Source organism: Streptomyces sp. NBC_01264, assembly GCF_026340675.1.
Classification (GTDB): Bacteria; Actinomycetota; Actinomycetes; order Streptomycetales; family Streptomycetaceae; genus Streptomyces.
The window spans coordinates 771,714-792,845 of the sequence record NZ_JAPEOX010000002.1; the positions used below are offsets into that span (position 1 = coordinate 771,714).

Below are 21,132 nucleotides of genomic sequence, written 5' to 3' on the forward strand. Positions count from 1 at the left end.
TCAGCGTCGGCGTGCCCGCCATCGGGTACCCACCAGGACACCCGCGATGAGCAGCAGACCCGCCGCGGCTGCGCCCAGTCCGGGGCGCAGCCCCTCGGGGGTGTACGAGCAGGCCAGCCGGTCGGCGCCGCCGGATCCCAGGGGGATGCCGAGCAGGCCCTGGTGCGAGACCGGGGCGCGGGCCGGGCCGCCGTCGACCGAGCAGGCCCAGCCGGGGGACGCCGTGGTGGCGAGCACCGCGGTGCCGGTCGAGCCCTTGGGGAGCCGGGCCTCGACGGTGTGCCCGCCGGTGGTGACGTCGGTGGCCCCGCCGGTCTTCAGACGGGTCACAGCCGTGTCGAAGGCGGCCTGGTCGAGGCAGCCGAGCGCGTCGGGCGGCAGGACCTGGCCGTCCTTGGGGGTGCGCACGGAGAAGGTGAAGCGGCCGTCGGCCCCCGCCTTGCCCAGTTCCTTGATCGGAGCGCTGACCGCGGGAGGCCTGGCGGCGAAGCTGTCGCGGCGGCCGGTGTCCTCGGCCCGGGCGGTCGCGTTCAGGTCGGGTGCGTAGAGGAAGGCGCGTGCGCCCGGGGTGCACTTCCCGGTGAACGTGGCCCAGCTCTCCTTGCCCTCGCCCGTGCCCTTGGTCAGGGGGAAGCCCTGCCCGGGCGCCGGGGCGGGTACGGCCGGAGCTCCGACGCGAGTGAGCGGGGGCACGGTGTAGACCTTGGCCCCGAGGGCGGCCTGGCGCCGGGCCCAGACGGAGCCTTCGGGTGCCCCGTAGGCCTGGTCGCTGCCGGTCGCACGCAAGGTGACCAGCGGTGGGGCGGGCAGGGTGCGCACGGTGACGCGGTCCTCGCCGGCCGGTTCGAGGACGGTGCCGACGCCGAGCAGGGCCCGCAGGACCGGGTCGTTCACGGGCCACAGGTGGCGGCCGCCCATCCCCTGTCCGAGCCCGAGTCCGCGCAGCGCGGTCGCGGTTTCCACGCTGACGTAGCTGCTGTAGTAGGAGCCGCCCTGGCCGCCGACCAGCATCGCGTCGTTGTTGGTGACGAAGATCCCGGGTCCGGCGTCGGCGCGGGTGGCGGGCCAGTTGCGGTGTGCGTCCAGCGCCTCGTGCGCGCTCTGGCCGAGCTCGGTCATCGTCTGGGGGCGGGCGGGGCCGCGTCGGCGGGGGTCGTTGGCGACGGCGTTGCCGTAGACGGTGTACGTGGTGCCGGCGAAGACCGAGAAGGCCAGCAGCACCATGACCCCGATGCGCAGGGGGCGGCGCAGCCCGCGCGCGTAGAAGAGGAGCAGGACGGCGGTGACGGCGCCGCCGATCAGGACGCCCTTGAGGGCGTGCCGGTTGACCGCCGGGAAGTCGTAGGTGGCCGCGACGAGCAGGGCCAGCAGGCCGGCGCCGCCGAGCAGGGCGCGGGGGCGGGGCATGTGGGCGAGGCAGATCCAGGCGGCCATCGCCAGCATGCCGCTGAACACGAAGGACTCGCGGAAGGGGGCGCCGTGCGGGAGGGCCCCGCCCTGCCAGAGCTTGGCGGTCGGGACGAAGACGAAGGAGAGCCCCGTCAGGGCGATGAGCGAGAGCCAGGCGACGCGTTCGCGGAGGTGCACCTTCGACTGGAAGGGCAGGGTCAGGACGAGGAGGAGGACCAGTACGCCGGCGTAGACGTTCGGCGCCGGCGTGATCGGGTGGGTCCCCGGTATGAGCATCGACAGGAAGGTCAGCGGGTCGGTCTTCACGCTGACCACGTACAGCTCGGTGGGCTGGGCCCGCTTGTTGGCGAAGGCGCACACCAGGATGGCGGGGGCGGCGAGGAGCAGTCCGGTGCCGGTCATGGTGGCGGCCCGCCACAGCGCCCGGCCGCGGGTGCGCCAGTCGGTGTCGGCGAGCAGGAGCCGTACGAGGAAGACGAGCGCGGTGGCCATGGTGGCCATGGCGGCGGTGTAGAAGTTGGCGTACCAGCACAGGGCCATGAGGAGGCTGCCGAGGACCCAGCGGCGGCCGGTCAGACACCAGTCGGCGGCTATCCCCAGCATCGGTATCGCGACCAGGCCCCAGGTCCACATCGGGACGATGGTGCCTTCGGTGACTCCCCAGCCGCAGACGGCGTAGCCGACGCCGAGCAGGGAGCGCAGCCAGGGCGATCCGGGGCGCAGGCGTCCCAGGTACACGGTCATCAGCGCGGCGGCGAGACCGATGCTGCAGAGGCTGACGAGGTAGGCGGAGAGTTCCGCGTGCTCCCGCGGCAGGACGCCGGCCAGCAGGGAGAACGGATTGCCGAGATAGGTGAAGAAGTCGCCGAGGAATCCGACGCCGTACCCGCTCTGCCAGTTGAACAGGAGGTCGCCCTGGGCGTTGCCGTGCAGGAGGTCCCAGAGATGCGTGTGGAAGGGGACGTACTGGTGGCGCAGGTCATTGGTCGCGCGCGGGATGTCTCCGAAGGGGTACACGCCGCGCGCCGCGAGACCGGCGCTGTAGGCCCCCATGGATATGAGTGCGGAGACGAGAGCGGAGAGGAATGCGATATTCCGATTCACCCCGCCCACCTGGGCCGGTGCCTCTCCGCGACGTCCCGTCGAGAGGGGCTTTCCAGCGGGCGGCAGCGAAGTGGCGGTCATATGTGGCAAACCCTCGTGCGTGAATTATCGGCCACAGTCAGGCCGCCGATCCACGCACCCTATGTACACCGCCGAAAAATTCATGCATCCGAAGCGGCAAATATGATCGCAATCACGGGAAGGTACGGTCCAGGCGATATTAAAAATGGACAATTAGCACTTTTCGCTCACCTCGGCCCCTGGGGAGCCCCCGGCCCGGGCAGGGTGCCGGAACCACCGGATCCCGTAGGCTCGACGGATGGCAAAGTACTTCGACGTACACCCCGAAAACCCCCAGCCCCGCGCCATCGGCAGCATCGCCGACGGCATCCGCGCGGGCGGGCTCGTCGCCTACCCGACGGACTCCTGCTACGCGCTGGGCGCCCAGCTGGGCAACCGTGACGGGGTGGACCGGATCCGGTCCATCCGGCAGCTCGACGACCGCCACCACTTCACCCTGGTGTGCGAGAACTTCGCGCAGCTCGGACAGTTCGTCATCATCGACAACGACGTCTTCCGCGCGATCAAGGCGTCCACCCCCGGCAGCTACACCTTCATCCTCCCGGCGACGAAGGAAGTACCGCGCCAGCTCCAGCACCCGAAGAAGAAGACGGTCGGCGTGCGCATCCCCGACCACGTCGTGGTCCAGGCGCTGCTGGCCGAGCTCGGCGAGCCGCTGCTGTCGAGCACCCTGCTCCTGCCCGACGAGGCGGAGCCGATGACGCAGGGCTGGGAGATCAAGGACCGGCTCGACCACGTCGTCGACATGGTGGTCGACTCGGGCGAGTGCGGGACGCTGCCGACGACGGTCATCGACTTCTCCAGCGGCGAGGCCGAGATCGTCCGGCGGGGCGCGGGGGACACCACCCGCTTCGAGTGACGCCGCACGGGCGGCGGGCAGGCCGGGCCTGCCCGCCTGTACGGGTCACGGGGAGTGCGTGTCAGGTCTGTGTGTCAGGTCTGTGTGTCAGGTCAGGACCGTGTGCCGGAACCGCCTGTCAGGCGCGCGGGTGCAGGACGGGCTTGAGGCCGTAGTCGAGCTCGGAGCCGTCCACGAGGAGTGCTTCCACCGTCCGGGTGACCGGATCGATGTCCGCCACCATTCCGTCACCCGAGTAGCGGGGATAGCCGGAGGCGCCCTTCTGGCCGGTCGGTGCGACGACGGCCGAGCGGACGGCGTCGTCCGCCGACCCCTCCACCACGTGTTCGGGCACCAGCAGGATCTCGAAGCTCTGCGGTTCGGTACTCATCCCCCGACGCTAACCGGGTCCCGCGGATCACGCCGTGCGGCGCCGCCGTCGATGAGCCCCTGGAGCCCGGGCGCGTACAGGTCCGCCAATCGTCCGGGCGCCGTACGGATACCCGCGCCATCGGGCCGGTGCAGACTCAGCGTCGCCCCCAGGCCCAGCAGCTGGCCCGCGATCAGCTCGGCGCGCAGCTCCCGGTCGGCGCCGGCGAGGCGGGCCGCGAGGCGGGCGGTGACCTGTTCGCGGAAGCGCTCGCGCAGCAGGGTGCGCTCGTCGTCGATGCCCAGCGAGAAGACCACGCGCAGCAGCGGGTCCCCGCGGAGCTCGTCGCGCAGCCGGACCATGGTCAGGACGAGGTGGCGGCCCAGTACGGCCGGCTCCGCCGCGAACAGGGCGTCGGCGGCCGGCTGGAAGTCGGCGACCGTGTTGAACAGCCCCTCCTTGCTGCCGAACCGTTTCACGATCAGCGAGGGGCTGACGCCGGCGTCGGCCGCGATGCCGCGCAGGGTGACCTCGGCGTAGGGACGCAGGGTGAAGGCCCTGCGGGCGGCGCGCACGATGGCGTCGCGGCCCGACTCCTCGGCGGTGGTCATGTGCCCTCCCGGAACGCGGGCGCGGACTTCGTCGCCCCGTCCGTGCCGACCGTACCGGCCTGCGCGGCAGGGTCGGCCGCGGGCGACGGCAGGGCGGGCGTGGCGGGTTCGGACGCCGCCGGTCTGCCCGGCGGCAGGCAGAGGGTCGCCGCCAGCGCGGCGAGCGCGGCGCCGCCCGCGATCAGGAAGATCAGCAGGTACGCGTGCAGGGTGGGGGCGCTGCGCCCGCCCGCCAGGAAGGTCACCTGGGCGAGTACGGCCGCGACGACTGCGCTGCAGCAGGCCTGACCGACGGAGCGCATCAGGGTGTTGAGGCCGTTCGCGGCGCCCGTCTCGGTCACGGGGACGGCCCGCATGACGAGCGCCGGCAGCGCCGAGTAGGCGAGGGCCGTACCGCAGGCGACCACCGTGGCACCGGCCACGATCAGCCAGAGGGAGTGGCTGGTGAAGAAGCGGACGAGGTAGCCGAACGTCATGACCGCCGCGCCGAGGGCCAGCGCGGTCCGGGGGCCGTACGCGGCGGAGAGCCGCGCCGACACCGGGGACAGCGCGACCATGGCCAGGCCGCCGGGCAGCAGGCACAGGCCGCTCACCACGAGGGAGGCGCCGAGCCCGTACCCCGTGCTCGTCGGCTCCTGCACGAGCTGGGCGGTGGCCAGGGAGTTCGCGTAGAAGGCGAAGCCGACGAGCAGGGCCGCGAGGTTGGTGAGCAGGACCGCGGGGCGCGCCGAGACCCGCAGGTCGACCATCGGGGAGGCGGTGCGCAGCTCGTGGCGCGCCCAGAGGACGGCGACGGCCGGGGCGGTGGCGAGCAGCGCGAGCGTGGGCGGCGCCGTCCAGCCCCAGGCGGCGCCCTGGGTGATCGCGAGGAGCAGGGCCACGAGGACGGTGGCGAGGCCGAGGGTGCCCGGTACGTCGAACCGGCCCGAGGTGCGCGTCGGGGACTCGGGAACGGTCCACAGGACGAGGAGCACGTCCAGCAGTCCGAGGGCGGCCGAGGCCCAGAACATGGTGTGCCAGTCGAAGCGGTCGACGACCAGGGCCGCCGCCGGGAGGCCGATCGCGGCGCCGATGCCGAGCGTGGAGCTCATGAGGGCGATGGACGGCAGGACGCGTTCCGGCGGGAGTTCGTCGCGGATGATGCTGATGCCGAGGGGGATGACGGCGAGCGCGGTGCCCTGGAGCGCGCGGCCCGCGATCAGGACGGCGATGTCGGAGCTGACCGCGCACAGCACGGACCCGGCGGTGAGGACGCCGAGCGAGGCGAGGAGCACGCGGCGTTTGCCGTACATGTCGCCGACCCGGCCGAGCACGGGGGTGCAGACGGCGCCGGTGAGCAGGGTGACGGTGACCAGCCAGCCCGTGGCGGCGCGGCTGCTGCCCGTGAGGTCCGGGACGTGCGGCAGCAGGGGGACGACCAGGGTCTGCATGACGGCGACGACGGCCCCGCAGAACGCGAGGACGGCGACCATCGGGCGGGGGCGGGGGTGCGTCGTGGTGGACATACGGCTCCCGAACACTGGCCCGGCGGAGGGGGGTGCACACGCGTTCACCCCCAGGGTAAACGCGTGTGCACCCCCTTGTCCGCCGCTCCGGCGCACGGATTTCCGGCCTTCTCAAGGCGGCGCGGGCCAGGCAAGATCCGAAAGAGACGGCCTAGGAGCGGCGCGCGCCGTCCCCCGGCGGCGGGGCCGCCTCGTCACCGGCGGCCGAGGGGTGGCGCAGCAGACCGCGTGCCCACCGTTCGTTCAGGCCCGCGAGGAAGCCGATGGCTCCCCAGAAGAACCAGGTCCTGACCAGGGCCCCGTGCCCGTCGGCGGAGAGCGGGCCGGGCCCGCACAGCTCGGCCGGGGTGACCGGCGGGGTGAGGAGCGTGAGGATCCCGCCGGCGACGAGGAGGTAGAGCGCGGTGGCCAGGAACCACCCCACCACCACCCGGTACCAGCCCTCCTGGCGCAGCGCCCGGGACAGCTGGACGGGATCCGCGGCCGGGCCGGCCCCGCCGGGGCTGTCGCGGATCAGCTGCCGGGGATCGCGCAGCCGGACGATCACGCTGAAGACCGCGCCCATCGCGCCGCCGGCGAAACACACCAGGGCTCCCGCGAGGGCGAGCTGCTCCTGGCAGCCGAGGATCGCGCCGAAGAGCCGGGGCACCCACTCCCCCAGTGCGAAGACCACGAGCAGGATCACCGGGCTGATCACGATCCCGCACGTCAATCCGGTGTTCAGGCCGCGCGCCCCGGCGGTGGCCGTATCGGCCTCCAGCCGCGTCCCGGCCAGTGCGACGGCCGTCTCCAGCCGGGCCACGTCCGCTCCCTGCGCCACGGCGCGCAGGGCCCGGAGCAGTTCGTCCGTGACCGCGACGCGCGTACGCCGCTCGAAGGCCCGCTGCGCGGCCGTGTGCAGGCCGTCGAGGCGGAGCATCAGCTCCGGTTCGGCACACCACAGTTCCCGCAGCCGCTCCGGATCGATGCCGGGCACTTCTTCCAGTGCCCGTATCTCCCCGTCGGCCGCGCCGTCGAACCATTCGCGCGCTTCGCGCAGCATCCGCTCCCCCTCTTCGCACAGCAGTTGTACCCGCCTTCGCCGCGCGAGGATAGCCGCAGGCCCGGCGGAGCACCGCCGTCAGTCCGCGGCCGGGGCCTTCCGCGAGCGCATCCGGCCCGGCGGCTCGCCGCTCCCGAACGCGCGGAAGAGGGCGTGGAGCAGCACGGCGGTGAGCGTGCCCGCCACGACCCCGCTGCCGAGAACCGTCCGGGCCCAGGTGGGGAAGCCCTGGTAGAGGTCGGGGGCCACGACCGGCAGCAGTCCGGCGGTGAGGGCCAGCGCGATCACGGTGGAAGCGCCGCCGGCGCCGGGCGCCGTCCGCCCGAGCATGTCGACGCCCATCACCGCGATGATCCCGTAGATCACCAGGGCGGATCCGCCCACGACGGGCGCGGGGACGGCGGCGAGCAGCCGGGAGACGGGTGCCAGCAGGCCGACGGCGATGAGCAGTACGCCCGCGCCGGCGGTCACGAAGCGGCTGCGGACCCCGGTGAGCCGTCCGATGCCGATGTTCTCGGCGCTCGTGACCATCAGCGAGGTGCCGAACAGCCCGCCGAACACGGAGATCAGGGCGTCGGCCCGGGCCACCCGGGGGACATCGCGTCCGGGGTCGCTCTCGCGCCCCACGGTCTCGCTGTTCAGGACGGTCTGCCCGGTGATCTCCGCGAGGGTGGTCAGGCTGAAGACGAGGAGGGGCAGCGCGGCGAGCACGTCGAACCGCGGTGCGCCGTACGGGAGAAGGTGCGGGAGGGTCAGGCTCACGCCGGCTCCGCCCACGGACGCGAAGTGGCCGAGGCCGGTCGTGAGCGCGATGAGGGTGCCCGCGCCCATGCCGAGGAGCACGGCGGTCTGCCGCCAGATCCCGCGCAGCACCATGAGGAAGAGCACGGTGCAGCCGATGGTGGCGCCGGCCAGCACGACGGCCGACGGCGCGGCGTATCCGGGGCTCCCGGGGCGGCCGGTGACCAGTTGGGCCGCGACCCGGATCATGGCGATGCCGATGAGCAGCACGGTGGTGCCCATGACCACGGGCGGGAAGAGCCGTACGACTTTGGCGTAGAAGGGGAGCACGGCGAAGAGCAGCGCGGCGGCGAGGAGCACCGAGCCGGTCGCGGTCGCGGGGCCGTGGTCCTTGGATATCTGGAGGAAGAGCGCGGTGGCCGCCCCGCCGGGGAGCATGACGAACGGCAGCCGGGCCCCGAACCGCCACACGCCGAGGGACTGGAGCAGGGTGCCGGCTCCGCAGAGCACGAGGGTGGCGCTGAGCAGGGAGGCGGTGTGGGCGGCGCCGAGGCCGAGGGCCTGGCCGGTCAGGAACGTGGTGGAGACGGGCGCGGCCACCATGGCCAGTACGTGCTGGGCGGACAGCGGAGCCAGCCGGCGCAGCGGCAGCCGCTCGTCCACCGGGCTGACGGGGCTCACCGGGGCCGCGTCCTTCACGGCCTCCGCGGTCTTCGTGGTCTTCTTGGCCTTCGCGGGGGCGGCGCTCATCGGGCGGCCTCTCTGTCCAGCCAGGGCAGCTCCTCGGCGGTGTACCGGTAGGCGCGGAAGACCGCGTTGGGTTCGGACGGGAACAGACCGCGGACCTCGGATTCCCGGTAGGCGCCGAAGTACGGGACGACGTACTCCCAGCAGAGGTAGCCCTCGGGGGTCACCTCGAAGAGCCGGCCGGACGGGGAGTCGGTGACGAGGGTGTTGCCGCCGGCGAGGCGCTGGGCGCTGCCCATGAAGGGGGCGAAGAAGGCCTCGCGGGCGGGGTCGTGGTACTCCCAGACGACCTTGCCCGAGGAGCGCTCGATCTCGATGACGCGCGAGTAGGGGACGTCCGATCCGGGCCGGAAGACGCCGTTGTCGAACACCAGCACCCGGCCGTCGGCGAGTTCGGTGGGGGCGTGCTGCTGCGAGACGACTCCGGGCTCGGTGCGCCAGAGGATCTCGCCGGTCTCCCGGCTGATGACGACCACGGCGGAGACGCTGCGCAGGCTGGCGAGGACGTTCCCGTCGGCGAGCGGTACGACGCTGTTGATCAGCGGCCAGTGCTCGCGGGCGTAGTCGGGGTGCAGGGCGTATTCGGCCCGGTCGAGGTGTTCGGCCGCGCTCCACGACCAGCGTACGGAGCCGTCGGCGTCGACCTCGGTGATGGTGTCGGCCCACACCGTGCCGTCGGCCGCCTCCGAGCCGGGCACTCCGCCGAGCACGCCCGCCGCGTCGGCGCCCCGCAGGGGTTCGAGCGCGGTGTAGAGGACGCGGCCGCCGCCGAGGTGGTGGGCGTCGTGGTGCTGGAGCGGATCGCGGTGCTCGCGCAGGACGGTGCCGTCCGGGGCGGCTTCGAGCATCACGCCGCCGCGGTACTTGTGCCACATCGGGAAGAGGGCCTCCTCGCCGGGGAGGACGCCGCTGTAGGCCAGGTTGCCGTTGTCGAGGATCCGGGCGTGCCGGCCGGGACGGTAGGGCAGCCGCCACTCGTGGACCACTTCGCCGTGGATGTCGATCAGGTAGACCTCGCCGGTGCCGGTGAGCGGGGCGAAGAGGGTGTACCCGCCTTCCGAGGCGGCGGGGTCGAGGGCGATGAGACCGGTGCCGCGGCGGCGGCGGAAGTTCTGGTCGACCGGGGACATGCTGTTCCTCCTGCGGAGCATGAAACTTTCTTTGATGCGAGCAATCTTCTTTGAAGTTAGCGGCGCATTGTTGCGGCACTGTGAAGGGAGTGCGAAGCCCGCGGCGAGGTGCGGGAAGATGATCGTCAGAGGCGGGGAACGACGAGCGGGGTGCGGGGTGGACGGCCAGGTGGAAGACGACACGTCCGAGCGGCGGATCGGTGCGGGCATCCGCAGACGGCGCAGGGCTCTGGACCTCACCCTCGCCGAGGTGGCCGCGCGCAGCGGGCTGTCCTCGCCCTTCCTCAGCCAGATCGAGAACGACCGGGCCCGCCCCAGCATGCGTTCGCTCCAGCGGGTGGCCGATGCCCTGGACACCACGGCCGTGCAGCTGCTGGCCGCGGCCGAGACCCCCCGCCGGGTGGACATCGTGCGGGCCGACGCCGATCCGGGGCTGGACGCGGGGCTCGGTTCCGGGCCGGGCGCCGGGCCGGATCCGACGGCCCGGGTCCGGCCGCTCGTACGGGGCCAGCACCAGATGCACGCACTGGAGTTCACCGGGGACCACGACGCCGAGCGCGCGTTCCGGCACCGCAACGACGAGTTGATGTACGTGGCCGACGGCTCGGCCGAAGTGGAGGTGGACGGGCGGACCCACCGCCTGGGACGGGGCGACACCCTGTACCTCACCGGCGGGGTGGAGCACCGCTGGCGGGCGCTGGAGCCGGGCACGCGGGTGCTGCTGGTCGCCGTCGCCGACCACGTCGAGGCCGTCGTGGACCCCCTCGGCTGAGACGGGACCCCTAGGGGGTCGTCAAACTCCCGCCTCAGCCCGTGCGGGCCTTGCGCAGGGACTGGTGCACGGACCAGGCCACCGAGACCAGGGGCACCGCCACCACGGCCCCCACGATCCCGGCGGCGATGGCTCCCGCGACCACCGACAGGGCCACCACCATCGGGTGCAGGCGCACCGCCCAGCTCATCACCAGGGGATGCAGCAGGTGGCCTTCGATCTGGCCGATGACCACGATGAGCGCGACCACCAGGGCCGCCACGAGCGGCCCCTGGGTGGCCAGGGCGACCACGGCGGCCACGCCGAGGGCGACCGGGGACCCGATGAGCGGGACGAAGGCGGCGACGAACTCCAGCAGGGCGAGCGGGACCGCGAGCGGGACGCCGAGGAGGGAGAGCGCGATGCCCACGAGGACCGCGTTGGTCGCGGCCACGAGCACGATGCCGTGGGTGTAGCCCGTGAAGGTCCGCCACGCGGCCCGTCCGGCCACCGCCACCCTCTCCCGTGCGCCTTCGGGCAGTTGTGCGCAGAACCAGCTCCATTGCCGGTCGCCCGAGTAGGTGAAGAAGACCGAGCAGAACAGCCCGAGGGCCGCCACGGTGAACACCGCCACGACCCGTCCCGCACCGCTGAGCGCCGTGCTCAGCAGGGTGGAGCGGTGGCTGGAGAGGTAGTCGCCGATCTTCGACTGGGCATCGCTCAGGGCGTGCGCGTCGAGCCGGAACGGCGGCCCCTGGAGCCAGCTCTGGATCCGGCCCAGCCCGTCGCGGAACTCGCGCACCAGCGCTGGCCATTCCCCCGCGACGGCCTCGCCGACCAGCGCGAGGCCGCCGAGCACCAGGATCAGGCTGCCGATCAGCGCGCAGGCCACGGCGAGACCGCGGGGCATGACCCGGGCCAGCAGCCCGGCGGGCGGGCGCAGCATGGCCGCCGCGACCAGGCCGAGGAAGAGGGCCAGGGCGATCTCGTGGAACCGTCCCAGGACGGCGAAGACCGCGTACGCCGCCGCGCCGACGACCAGCAGCCGCCAGGCGTACGCGGCCGCCGTCCGCAGGACCGGGGACACCGGGGACACCGGGGACACCGGGGACGGCGGGGATACCGGTGACAGTGCGGATACCGGGGCCGGGGTACGGGCACGCCCGGTCCGGCCCTCGCCGCGGGGGCGGCCTCCGGGCGGGAGCCGCCGGACGGACCGCGTCACGAGTCGCCTGGTCATGTGCGGCCGCACCTCCGGGGTGTGTTGGTCCCCTCGGGCTATCACCCCGGTGGCGGCGGCCCCGTGCGCCGCGCAGCGCGTTCGCCCGAAGGCCTCATCACCGTTGGGCCGAAGGAGCCGAAGGAGCGGGCCCGGCCGTTGCCCCTCCTTCGGCGAGTGCGCTGGTCACAGGGGGTTTCCCGGGCCGGGCCGCCGACGGGCGACGGGAAACCCGTCGACCCCGGTGCCCGCCCGGGACAGCCTCTTGGTGTCAGCACGGAGCAAGACCCGAGGGGACACCCACCATGCGCAAGATGATCCGCGGCGCCGCCGCGTTCGCCACCGCCGCTGCCGCCGTCGTCGCACTGGGCGGAGCCGCCGGCGCGTCCGGCGCGCAGCCGGCCGACACGTGGGCCGGGTGCCCGGACGGGGCGGTCTGCATCTACCCGCAGAACCAGAACCCGGCCGTCAGCCCGAGCCACGTCTTCTACAGCTACGGGGCGCACAACCTGAGCAACCAGTTCGGCAACCACTGGGTCCTCAACAACCAGTACGGCGGGGCCTCCGCCCGCCTGTGCAAGGGCTCGAACGGGGTCAACTGCGGCAACCCCATCGCCCAGGGCACCGGGGTCTACGCCGACCTCGGCCCGATCAACTCGATCACCCTCAACCGCTAGGCCGTCTCTCGGCGAACGGGCGGGTCCGCCCGTTCGCCACTCGCAAGGACGTTCCGGAGACCGGCCCGCGGCCGGTCTCCGGAACGCCGCCGTTTCACGGCACACCGCACGCGTCGCCGGTCGGCCGCCCCACCCCCGCGCTAGCCTGGGCACCTGCCTCTCACAGCCTGGGCGCACATTGCCATGGGGGACGTCTTGGGGGATCCGGACCGCGCGAGCGGGACCGCGGCGGCCTTTCCCGCCCAGTTGAGAAGGCTGCGCGTGGAGCGCGGCCTGTCGCTGGGCGACCTCGCCCGCCGGACGCACTACAGCAAGGGCTATCTCAGCAAGATCGAGACCGGTGCGAAGCCGGTCACCCTCGACGTGGCCCGCAGCTGCGACCGGGTCCTCGGGGCCGGGGGCGAGCTCCTGAGACTGGTACCGGAGTTGGCCCCCGGCGTCGAAGTGTCCGGGCCGCCCCCGGCGGGATCCCGCGCCGAGCCGGCCGGCCCGGCCGGTCCGCCCCGCCAGCGCGGTCCGCAGTCGGACGGGGACTGCCCCTACCGCGGCCTATCGGCGTTCACCCCGCAGGACGCCCGGTGGTTCTTCGGCCGGGAGCGTGCCACGGCCGCCCTCCTGGAGCGGGTCCACGACCGGCTCGGCCAGGGCCCGTTGCTCCTCGTCGCCCGATCGGGTGCGGGCAAGTCCTCCCTGCTCAGCGCGGGTCTGGTGCCGGCTCTGCGGAGCGGCGGCTTCCCGGTGGCGGGGTCCGAGGGCTGGCCGGTCGTCCGGTGCACCCCCACCGCGCACCCGCTGCGGGAACTGCTCGACGCCACCGCCAAAGCGGTGGGGGGCGATCTCGGCGTCAACCCGGAGCAGTTGAGGGAACACCCGGAACGACTGCTCGAATCCGTCCACCGGCTGACGAGCGGGACCGGCCCCCTCCCCCGGGCGGACGGGCGCCGGACCCCGACCGTGCGGCCGGTGCTGCTGGTCGACCAGTTCGAAGAGCTGTTCACCCTCTGCTCCGACGAGGAGGAGCGCCGGGCCTTCGTCCGGGTGCTCCTCGCCCTCTCCGCGCCACCTCCCCCTTCCCCGGCCCCTCCCCCTGCCGCCCCGCCCGGGACCGGGTACGACCCCGCCGTTGTCGTGCTCGGCGTGCGGGCCGACTTCTCCGGGGAGTGCCTGGACCTGCCGGAGCTGGCCGCCGTGTTCCGCGAGGGGCTGTTCGTCCTGCCGCCGATGTCCGTGGCGGAGCTGCGGGAATCGATCACGCGCCCGGCGGAGCTCGCCGGGCTCGTCCCGGAGCCGGGGCTGGTCCCGCTGCTGCTGCGGGACGCGGGCGTACGGGACCTGTGCGTACGGGATGTGGGCCTACGGGAGTCGGGCCGACGGGACCCCGGTGCCGGGGACCCCGTGGCGCGCCCCGGCGGCGGGCCGGACGCCTGGCCCGGGGAGGCTCCTTCCAGCGCCCTGCCCCTGATGTCCCACGCGCTGATGGCCACCTGGCAGCGGCGCGAGGGCTCCACGCTGACCGTCGCGGGCTACGAGTACGCGGGCGGCATCCAGGGTGCCGTGGCGCGCAGCGCCGAGCAGGTGTTCGCCCGGCTGGAGACGGCCGAGCAGCGGATGGTCCGGCGGCTGCTGGTACGGCTGGTGCACATCGCCGACGGTACGGGGCCCACCCGGCGCCGGATGGGCCGCGCCGCCCTGCTGGAGGGGCAGGCCGACACCGTGCGGGCCGCGGCCGCCCTCGACGCCTTCGTCCGGGCCCGGCTGATCAGTGCGGACAGCGACACCGTCGAGATCACCCACGAGGCCCTGCTGCACGCCTGGCCCCGGCTGCGCGGCTGGATCCACGCCGACCGGGCCGGCCTGCTGGTCCACCAGCAACTGGCCCAGGCCGCCGACGAATGGGTGCGCGAGGCCCGCGACCCGTCCGTGCTGTACCGCGGCAGCCGCCTCGCCACGGCCCGTACCTGGGCGGACGAGCTGGACGGCCGCGGCCGGCTCAGCCCCCGGGAGGCCGCCTTCCTCGACGCGAGCCGGGCCGCGGAGGAGGCCCGCCGGCGTCAGGACCGGCTCCGGGTCCGCCTGCACCAGCGGATGCTGGCCACGCTCGTCGTCCTGCTCCTGCTGGCGCTGACCGCCGGCGCGGTGGCGTACCAGCAGCGCGCGGGAGCGCTCGCCCAGGAGCGGACCGCCCGTTCGCAGGCGCTGGCCGCCCGGTCGCTGTCCCTGTCCGCCGGCCGGCCCGAGGCCTCCATGCTGCTCGCCGGGGAGGCCTACCGGGCCGAAGCGACGCCCGAGGCGCGGGGCGCCCTGCTCAGCACCCAGTCCCAGCCCTTCCTGGCACGGCTCGGCGGGCACGGCGGGCCGGTCAACGCGGTGGCCTTCGCCCCGGACGGCCGGCTGCTGGCGACGGCCGGCTCCGACGGGAAGGTGCTGCTGCGGCGGGTGGCCGACCGGAGCACCGTCGCCGCCTTCACCGCGCCCGGCCGGGTGCGCACGGTCGCCTTCAGCCCCGACGGGCGGACCCTGGCGGCCGGTTCCACCGACGGCCCCGTCCGGCTCTGGACCGTCGGCGCGGGCGGCGGCTCCGTGTCGGTGCTGCCCCCGGGCACGGCGGGCGCCCGGGCGGTGGCCTTCGCCCCCGACGGCGGCACCCTCGCCGTAGCCACCGCCGACGGGTCCGTCCAGTTGCGGGACACGGCCGGGGACCACCGCGTGCGCGCCGTCCTGACCGGGCACACCGCACGGGTCAACACCCTGGCGTACGCCCCGGACGGCCGGAGCCTCGTATCGGCCGGCGCCGACGGGACCGTACGGCTGTGGGACACGCGGCGGGCGGAGCCGGCCGCCGTTCTCGAGGGGCACACCGGGGAGGTGCTGGGCGCCGCCTTCGCCCCGGACGGGCGCACGGTCGCCACCGGCGGGGTCGACCGTACGGTGCGGCTGTGGGACGTCGGCGGGGGGCGTGCGGCCGTGACGCTGGCCGGGCACAGCGACGACGTCAACTCCGTGGCCTACACGCCGGACGGCACCACCGTCATCAGCGGGGGCGGCGACGGCACCACCCGGTTGTGGGACGTCCGGAGCGGCCGGCTCACGGCCACGCTCGCCGGCCACACCGACTACGTGCTCGCCGTCTCCGTGGATCCCAAGGGATCGGTGCTCGCCACCGCCGCCTTCGACCAGTCCGTCGTGCTCTGGGACCTGCGCGGGCCGGTGCTGACGGCCCGTCCGTTCACCGAGGTGTGGCACGCCGCGTACAGCCCCGACGGGAAGCTGCTCGCGACGGCGGACGCCGATCACACGGTGCTGGTGTGGGACGTTCCCGAACGGCGGGTTCTGGCCACTTTCACGGGGCACGCCGAGACGGTGTTCTCGGTGGCCTTCGCCCCCGACGGGCGGACCCTCGCCTCCGCCGGAGCCGACGGCACCGTACGCCTCTGGGACACCGCCGCGCGCGGTCCGCTCGCCACCCTCACCGGGCACACCGGGACCGTGTTCTCGGTGGCCTTCGCCCCCGACGGGCGCACCCTCGCCTCCGCCGGAGCCGACGGCACCGTGCGTCTCTGGGACACCGCCGCGCGCGGTCCGCTCGCGATCCTCACCGGGCACACCGACTTCGCCAACGACGTGGTCTTCAGTCCCGACGGACGGACCCTGGCCAGCGCCGGGGACGATCTGACCGTCCGCCTGTGGGACGTGGCCGGGCGCCGCCCGCTCGCCGCGCTCAGCGGGCACGCGGGAGCGGTACGGGCCGTCGCCTTCGCCCCGGACGGGCGGACCCTGGCGAGCAGCGGCAACGACGGCACCGTGCGGCTGTGGGACGCGGAGCAGCGGCGCGTCACCGCGGTACTGACCGGGCACACCGGATCGGCGCGGGGCATCGCCTTCTCCCCCGACGGGCGGACCCTGGCGAGCAGCGGCAACGACCGTACGGTGCGGCTGTGGGACGTGCCCGGACACCGGCTGCGGGCCGCGCTGTCGGGCCACACCAACGCGGTGTGGGGGGTCGTCTTCTCCCCCGACGGACGGACCCTGGCGAGCAGCAGCAACGACGGCACCGTACGGCTGTGGAACCCGGACCCCGGTGCCCGGCTGGCGGCCGTCTGCCGGACGGTGGGCCGCCTCGGCCCGCGGGAGCGGCAGGCGCTGGTGCCCGATCTGCCCGCGGGGGCGGCGCGGCGCTGCTAGACCGCAGGGGGTTTCCTCCGGGGTTTCCCGTTGCCTGTTCGGGTGGTGCCGCGCCCGGCCCTCGACGGGGTGCGGCCGGGGCCGACAGGCTGGTCGCGGGTGCGGCGCTGACGGCCAACTACGGGATGGGCGGCCGTGCTTCACCCTCACCCCGACCCTCCCCGCGAATCGAGGTCTCCCATCGTGCTGCGCCGAACAGGTCTCATCGGAACGCTCCTCGCGCTCCTGGCCGTACTCCTCTGCACCCCCGCCGACCCGGCGGCCGCCGAAGGCGATTGCCGGGTGCTGGCCCCCGGGGCCCCGGCGGCGGCCGAGCGCGCCGTCGCCGCCGGCTGCGAGCAGGTGGGAAAGGGGGTCTGGTACACCTGGGGCGGTGGTCACGGCCCGGGGCCCGGTGCCACGTACGGGCAGGTGGACCCCACCGATCCGGCGAGCGAGCACGATCCCGAACGGCTCGGCTTCGACTGCTCGGGGTTCGTCCGCCACGCCTACGCGCAGGCCACCGGCTCGGACCTGCTCGACGGGGTGGCCAGTGCGCAGTACTACACGCACCGGGCGGCCGCCCGCTTCACCGCCGCCCAGGGGCTCGCGCCGCTGCTCCCCGGCGACCTGCTGGTCTGGGGGACCTCCCGCGACCTGCACCACATCGCCCTCTACCTCGGGGCGGGCAAGGTGGCGGAGGCCCGGCAGTCGGGCACCAAGCTGATGGTCAGTGAGATCACCGACGCCCGGCTGTCGAACGGCTACCACGGGGCGGTCCGCGTGGACACCGGCCCGGTCACGGGGCACGTGTTCCAGACCTGGGGCACCGGCGTCTGGACCAAGGAGCGGCCCGCGACGGCGGCCCCGCGCGTCTACGCCTTCCCCGGGCCGACGACCGTCCGCATCGGGTGCCAGAAGCACGCGGAGTCGGTGACCGCGGACGGCTACACCAATGACGCCTGGTCCTATCTTCCGGACTATCAGGCCTGGATGACGAACATTTACGTCCGCGGGGCGGCTTGGCTGGAAAACGTGCCCACCTCTCGTTGATCATCCGTAAGGTCGGAAACGAACCGCAAACCCCCCAAGCCGGCCAGACCCGGCCCATTTCGAGGAGCAACGTGCGCACGTCCGCCCACCCGTCGTCCCCGTCCACCCCGCTGCCCCGCTCACGGCGCCTCGCCGTCGGCGCCGCCCTGCTCGCCGTCGTGGCCGGCGGCACGCTGCCCGCCGCCGCCGCCCACGCGGCGACCGCGCCCGGCTCCGCCGCGCAGGCTCCCGTCCAGCAGGCCGCCGCGCCCGATCTGGAGGCGCTGACGCAGGCGTTGCGCAATACGACGGCGGCCGGGGCTCCCGGGGCGATGGCCCGCTTCACCGGTCCGGAAGGGGTCCGGACCCGGGTGGAGGGCGTACGGGACCGGGAGACGGGCGCGGCGATGGACACGCGGGCCCGCTTCCGCATCGGCAGCGTCACCAAGACGTTCTCCTCCGTGGTCCTCCTCCAACTGGTGGACGAGGGGAAGATCAAGCTGGACCGGCCGGTCAACTCCTACCTTCCGGGCCTGCTGCCCGACGACCGGATCACGGTGCGCCACCTGCTCACCCACCGGAGCGGCCTGGCGGACTACACGAACGCGATGTTCGAGCACACCGTGCCGGGCTTCGAGGCGGTCCGGAACAAGGTGTTCACCTACAAGGAGCTCGTCGGCCTCTCGCTCGCCGAGCCGAGGACCACCGAGCCCGGAGTCGCGTACAAGTACTCGAACACCAACTTCGTCGTGGTGGGGATGCTGATCGAGAAGGCCACCGGGAAGCCGGTGGCCAAGGAGTACGAGCGGCGCATCATCAAGCCCCTCAAGCTGAAGAACACCTCCTACGTGCACCCCGGCACGGCCATCAAGGGCCTGCACGCCAACGGCTACCTGCACCCGGACGAGGAGGGCGCCCCGCTGGTCGACTCCACCGAGCAGACCGTCTCCTGGGCGCAGTCCGCGGGCGCGATGATCTCCAGCGCGGCCGACCTCAGCACCTTCATGTCCTCGCTGCTCGGCGGGAAGCTGCTGCGCCCGGGCACGCTGGACGCCATGCTCACCGTGACCCCGACCGACGCCACGAACACCCGGTTCTACGGTCTGGGGCTGCGCCGCTACGACCTCTCGTGCGGCGCGCAGGTCTACGGGCACACGGGCACCGTGCAGGGCTTCTACACCTACGCGTTCACCACCCGGGACGGCAAGCGCTCCCTGTCCGCCATGGCGAACACCTCCAACCGCGGCCAGGCCAACGCCGCCCTCGGCGGCACGCTGGAGGCCGCCTTCTGCGGTAAGGCGCCGGTCACCAAGAAGTCCACCGCGCGCGGCTTCGCGTTCGCCCCGGCCGCGGCGGAGGCTGACCTCCCCGAAAACCGCTGACGACGATTCCCGGACACCGGGAGGCTCCCGCCCCTTGGCCTGGGGGCGGGAGCCGGGAAAGCTGAACTCCGCATTCCCGCACGGGTGTTGCCCGTGTGACCGATGAGGAGGACACGATGGCCGACCTACCGCTCGTGAAAGGTTCCCGCAGGGGGCCGGGCCGGCGGGCCCGCAGGATGCTCGCCGCCACGGCGGGGGCCGCGACGCTGGTCCTCGCCGTCCCGGGGATCGCGTACGCGGCTCCGCCCCCGGCCCTGCCCGGAAACGCGGACGGGCTGGAGCAGACCTTCCAGCCGGCCTACGACTACGACCGCGACGGCTGCTACTCCAGCCCGGCCATCGGTCCGGACGGGACCCTCAACGGGGGCCTGAAGATGGGCGGCGACGTCAACGGCCAGTGCCGCGACCTCTCCGACCTCGACAACACCAACGGCTACTCCCGCGCGAAGTGCAACAACGGCTGGTGCGCGGTGATGTACGCGCTCTACTTCGAGAAGGACCAGGTCTCGCTCGGCCCCGGCAGCGCCGGGCACCGGCACGACTGGGAGCACGTCGTGGTCTGGATCCAGAACAACCAGGTGGCCTACGTCTCCACTTCGGAGCACGGGAACTTCAAGGTCCACGCGGCCTCGCAGATCCGCTTCGACGGCACCCATCCGAAGATCGTCTACCACAAGGACGGCATCAGCACGCACTGCTTCCGCGCCGCGAACTCCAACGACGAGCCGCCGGAGAACCACAAGGGGACCTGGCAGTACCCCACGCTGGTCGGCTGGAACGGCTACCCCGCCGGACTGCGCGACAAGCTGAGCCAGGCCGACTTCGGCAGCGCCCTGCTCGGAATCAAGGACGGCCAGTTCAACGGCCACCTCACGAAGGCCAAACCTGCCGGCATCCCCTTCGACCCGAACGCGTGACGCCGGGAGCCCGGCCCTGATCACAGCGGGCGGCGTTCGAGATGCGCTCCCGGTGTACTGCTGGTTCGCTGAGAGCCGCCCGGCGTCCCCCCACAGCGCCCAGGAGTGATCATGAGTGCAGGCGAATCCCACGGCCGGTCCCGGCAGCTGCGCGACAAGGCGCAGGAACTCGACGAGGCCGCCACCCGCTCGACCGACCCCGACGAGAGCCGGCGGCTCCGGGACAAGGCGCGCCGCCTGCGCGAGCAGAGCGAGCAGGAGCGCGTCATCGACGACCCGGGCATGGACCTGCGGTAGGCCGTCCCCCTTCGGCCCGGCCCCGGCCCACGGGCCGGGTCCCGACCGGAGACCTACGGGGCCACGGCCGCCGCGGGGGCCTCGTCGAGCTCCCACGCGTGACGCTTGAACTCGCGGACGAAGTCGGCGTGGTCCTCCCACTGGCGGGCGATGCCGCGCAGCACGTCCCAGTGGTGCTCCACCGCCTGGTCGATGACCCGGCGGACCGCCGGCTCGGCCGTCTCCCGCTGCGCGACGAGGCTCTTGGCCACCGAGGCCTCCAGCGCGGCGTTGCGCAGGGCGCGCAGGGCGCGGGAGGTGTCGTCCATCCCGAAGCCGTTCTCGCTGCCCGTCTCCTCGGCGAAGAGCGGGGTGAGCCGCGCCTCGATGAAGGCGGTGATCCGCTCGAAGTGGCGTACGTCCATCGGGGGCTCCATCTCGTGTCGCTGCGCTGTCCGGCGCGAACCGGGCCGCACCGGCGATCATTATCCCGTAGCCGGTCACCCGCTCCGCCCCGGGGCTCGGCCACTAATCTGGCCCGCATGGACGAGCTGGAGGAGCCGAAGGAGCTGGACGGCGTCGCGGTCATCGCGTTCGCCGACGGCCGGGCCTTCGAGGACTGGCTGGCCGGGCACCACACCCGGCCCGAGGGCGTGTGGGTCAAGCTGGCGAAGAAGGCCTCCGGGATCGCTTCGGTCTCCTCGGACGAGCTGGTCGACATCGGACTGTGCTACGGCTGGATCTCCGGGCAGCGCCGGTCCCTGGACGAGCGGTACTACCTGCAGAAGTACGTGCCCCGCAGGCCCCGCAGCCTGTGGTCACAGGTCAATGTCGACAAGGTGACCGAGCTGACGGCCCTGGGCCGGATGCGCGAGCCGGGCCTCGCCGAGGTGAGCAGGGCGCAGCAGGACGGCCGCTGGGCGGGGGCCTACGCCTCCCAGCGGACGGCGGAGGTGCCGCCCGACCTCGCGGCGGCCCTGGCCGGGGACCCGGCGGCCCGGGCGGCCTTCGAGGCCCTGGACCGGACCGGGCGCTACCTCGTGGCCCTGCCCCTGCTCCAGGCCCTCACCCCGGAGACCCGGCGGGCCCGCCTGGAGCAGGCCGTACGCCTCCTGGCGCGGGGCGCCGCCGGCTGACC

Annotated in this window: 18 protein-coding genes; 9 read left to right on the plus strand and 9 right to left on the minus strand. The window is 73.6% G+C overall.

The genetic code is table 11. From position 1 onward, the window contains the following. On the minus strand, positions 1–2,514 hold the full coding sequence (locus OG435_RS36410) for a YfhO family protein (protein ID WP_266883636.1): 2,514 nt from the start codon (positions 2,512–2,514) through the stop codon (positions 1–3). 319 nt (positions 2,515–2,833) lie between these two features. Between OG435_RS36410 and OG435_RS36415 the strand changes: the two genes are divergently transcribed. Continuing rightward, on the plus strand, positions 2,834–3,454 hold the full coding sequence (locus tag OG435_RS36415; RefSeq protein WP_266883638.1) for an L-threonylcarbamoyladenylate synthase: 621 nt from the start codon (positions 2,834–2,836) through the stop codon (positions 3,452–3,454). A 118-nt stretch (positions 3,455–3,572) separates the two neighbouring features. Here the strand turns inward: OG435_RS36415 and OG435_RS36420 are convergent, their stop codons facing one another. The 6 genes from OG435_RS36420 to OG435_RS36445 form a co-directional block, all read right to left on the minus strand. Beyond that, complete coding sequence (locus tag OG435_RS36420) at positions 3,573–3,824, minus strand: hypothetical protein (protein WP_266883640.1); 252 nt, start codon at positions 3,822–3,824, stop codon at positions 3,573–3,575. Continuing rightward, positions 3,821–4,414, minus strand: a complete 594-nt coding sequence (locus OG435_RS36425) for a TetR/AcrR family transcriptional regulator (protein ID WP_266883642.1) — start codon at positions 4,412–4,414, stop codon at positions 3,821–3,823. Before OG435_RS36425 ends, OG435_RS36420 begins: the two co-directional genes overlap by 4 nt. Continuing rightward, positions 4,411–5,919, minus strand: coding sequence for an MFS transporter (locus OG435_RS36430; protein WP_266883644.1), 1,509 nt, complete (start codon positions 5,917–5,919; stop codon positions 4,411–4,413). Before OG435_RS36430 ends, OG435_RS36425 begins: the two co-directional genes overlap by 4 nt. 151 nt (positions 5,920–6,070) lie before the next feature. Further along, on the minus strand, positions 6,071–6,961 hold the full coding sequence (locus OG435_RS36435; protein WP_266883646.1) for a hypothetical protein: 891 nt from the start codon (positions 6,959–6,961) through the stop codon (positions 6,071–6,073). A 78-nt stretch (positions 6,962–7,039) separates the two neighbouring features. After that, on the minus strand, positions 7,040–8,452 hold the full coding sequence (locus tag OG435_RS36440; protein WP_266883648.1) for a uracil-xanthine permease family protein: 1,413 nt from the start codon (positions 8,450–8,452) through the stop codon (positions 7,040–7,042). Then, on the minus strand, positions 8,449–9,579 hold the full coding sequence (locus OG435_RS36445) for an aryl-sulfate sulfotransferase (RefSeq protein ID WP_266883650.1): 1,131 nt from the start codon (positions 9,577–9,579) through the stop codon (positions 8,449–8,451). Before OG435_RS36445 ends, OG435_RS36440 begins: the two co-directional genes overlap by 4 nt. Before the next feature lie 118 nt (positions 9,580–9,697). Between OG435_RS36445 and OG435_RS36450 the strand changes: the two genes are divergently transcribed. Continuing rightward, positions 9,698–10,351: a helix-turn-helix domain-containing protein gene (locus OG435_RS36450; protein WP_430625805.1), complete on the plus strand. Its 654-nt coding sequence runs from the start codon at positions 9,698–9,700 to the stop codon at positions 10,349–10,351. A 34-nt stretch (positions 10,352–10,385) separates the two neighbouring features. Here OG435_RS36450 and OG435_RS36455 read toward each other — a convergent pair whose 3' ends face one another. Continuing rightward, entirely contained in the window at positions 10,386–11,426 is a 1,041-nt protein-coding gene (locus tag OG435_RS36455; RefSeq protein WP_266883654.1) for an AI-2E family transporter, read from the minus strand. Between the two features lie 428 nt (positions 11,427–11,854). Here OG435_RS36455 and OG435_RS36460 point away from each other — a divergent pair, with 428 nt between their 5' ends. The 6 genes from OG435_RS36460 to OG435_RS36485 all read left to right on the plus strand — a co-directional run bounded on the left by OG435_RS36460 (position 11,855) and on the right by OG435_RS36485 (position 20,015). Further along, positions 11,855–12,226, plus strand: a complete 372-nt coding sequence (locus OG435_RS36460; RefSeq protein WP_266883656.1) for a hypothetical protein — start codon at positions 11,855–11,857, stop codon at positions 12,224–12,226. 183 nt (positions 12,227–12,409) lie between these two features. Then, on the plus strand, positions 12,410–16,408 hold the full coding sequence (locus OG435_RS36465) for a helix-turn-helix domain-containing protein (protein WP_266883658.1): 3,999 nt from the start codon (positions 12,410–12,412) through the stop codon (positions 16,406–16,408). Positions 16,409–16,591: 183 nt separating this feature from the next. Next, on the plus strand, positions 16,592–17,440 hold the full coding sequence (locus tag OG435_RS36470) for a C40 family peptidase (protein WP_266883660.1): 849 nt from the start codon (positions 16,592–16,594) through the stop codon (positions 17,438–17,440). Between the two features lie 71 nt (positions 17,441–17,511). Beyond that, positions 17,512–18,801: a serine hydrolase domain-containing protein gene (locus OG435_RS36475; RefSeq protein WP_430625806.1), complete on the plus strand. Its 1,290-nt coding sequence runs from the start codon at positions 17,512–17,514 to the stop codon at positions 18,799–18,801. A gap of 176 nt (positions 18,802–18,977) precedes the next feature. Further along, positions 18,978–19,718 (plus strand): NPP1 family protein, encoded by a 741-nt coding sequence (locus OG435_RS36480; RefSeq protein ID WP_266886401.1) that lies wholly within the window; start codon positions 18,978–18,980, stop codon positions 19,716–19,718. A 111-nt stretch (positions 19,719–19,829) separates the two neighbouring features. Further along, positions 19,830–20,015 carry a DUF6381 family protein gene (locus OG435_RS36485; RefSeq protein ID WP_284717145.1) on the plus strand — a complete coding sequence of 62 codons (186 nt, stop codon included), beginning with the start codon at positions 19,830–19,832 and terminating at the stop codon, positions 20,013–20,015. 53 nt (positions 20,016–20,068) lie between these two features. On the opposite strand, the gene OG435_RS36490 is transcribed toward OG435_RS36485, so the two are convergent. Further along, the gene (locus OG435_RS36490) at positions 20,069–20,419 is read right to left on the minus strand and encodes a hypothetical protein (protein WP_266883662.1); all 351 of its coding nucleotides are present in this window, start codon (positions 20,417–20,419) and stop codon (positions 20,069–20,071) included. Positions 20,420–20,536: 117 nt separating this feature from the next. On the opposite strand from OG435_RS36490, the gene OG435_RS36495 reads away from it, so the two are divergent. Next, a complete protein-coding gene (locus OG435_RS36495; protein ID WP_266883664.1) occupies positions 20,537–21,130 on the plus strand; it encodes a YdeI/OmpD-associated family protein in 594 nt (197 codons plus the stop codon). The last annotated feature ends 2 nt before the right edge of the window (positions 21,131–21,132 follow it).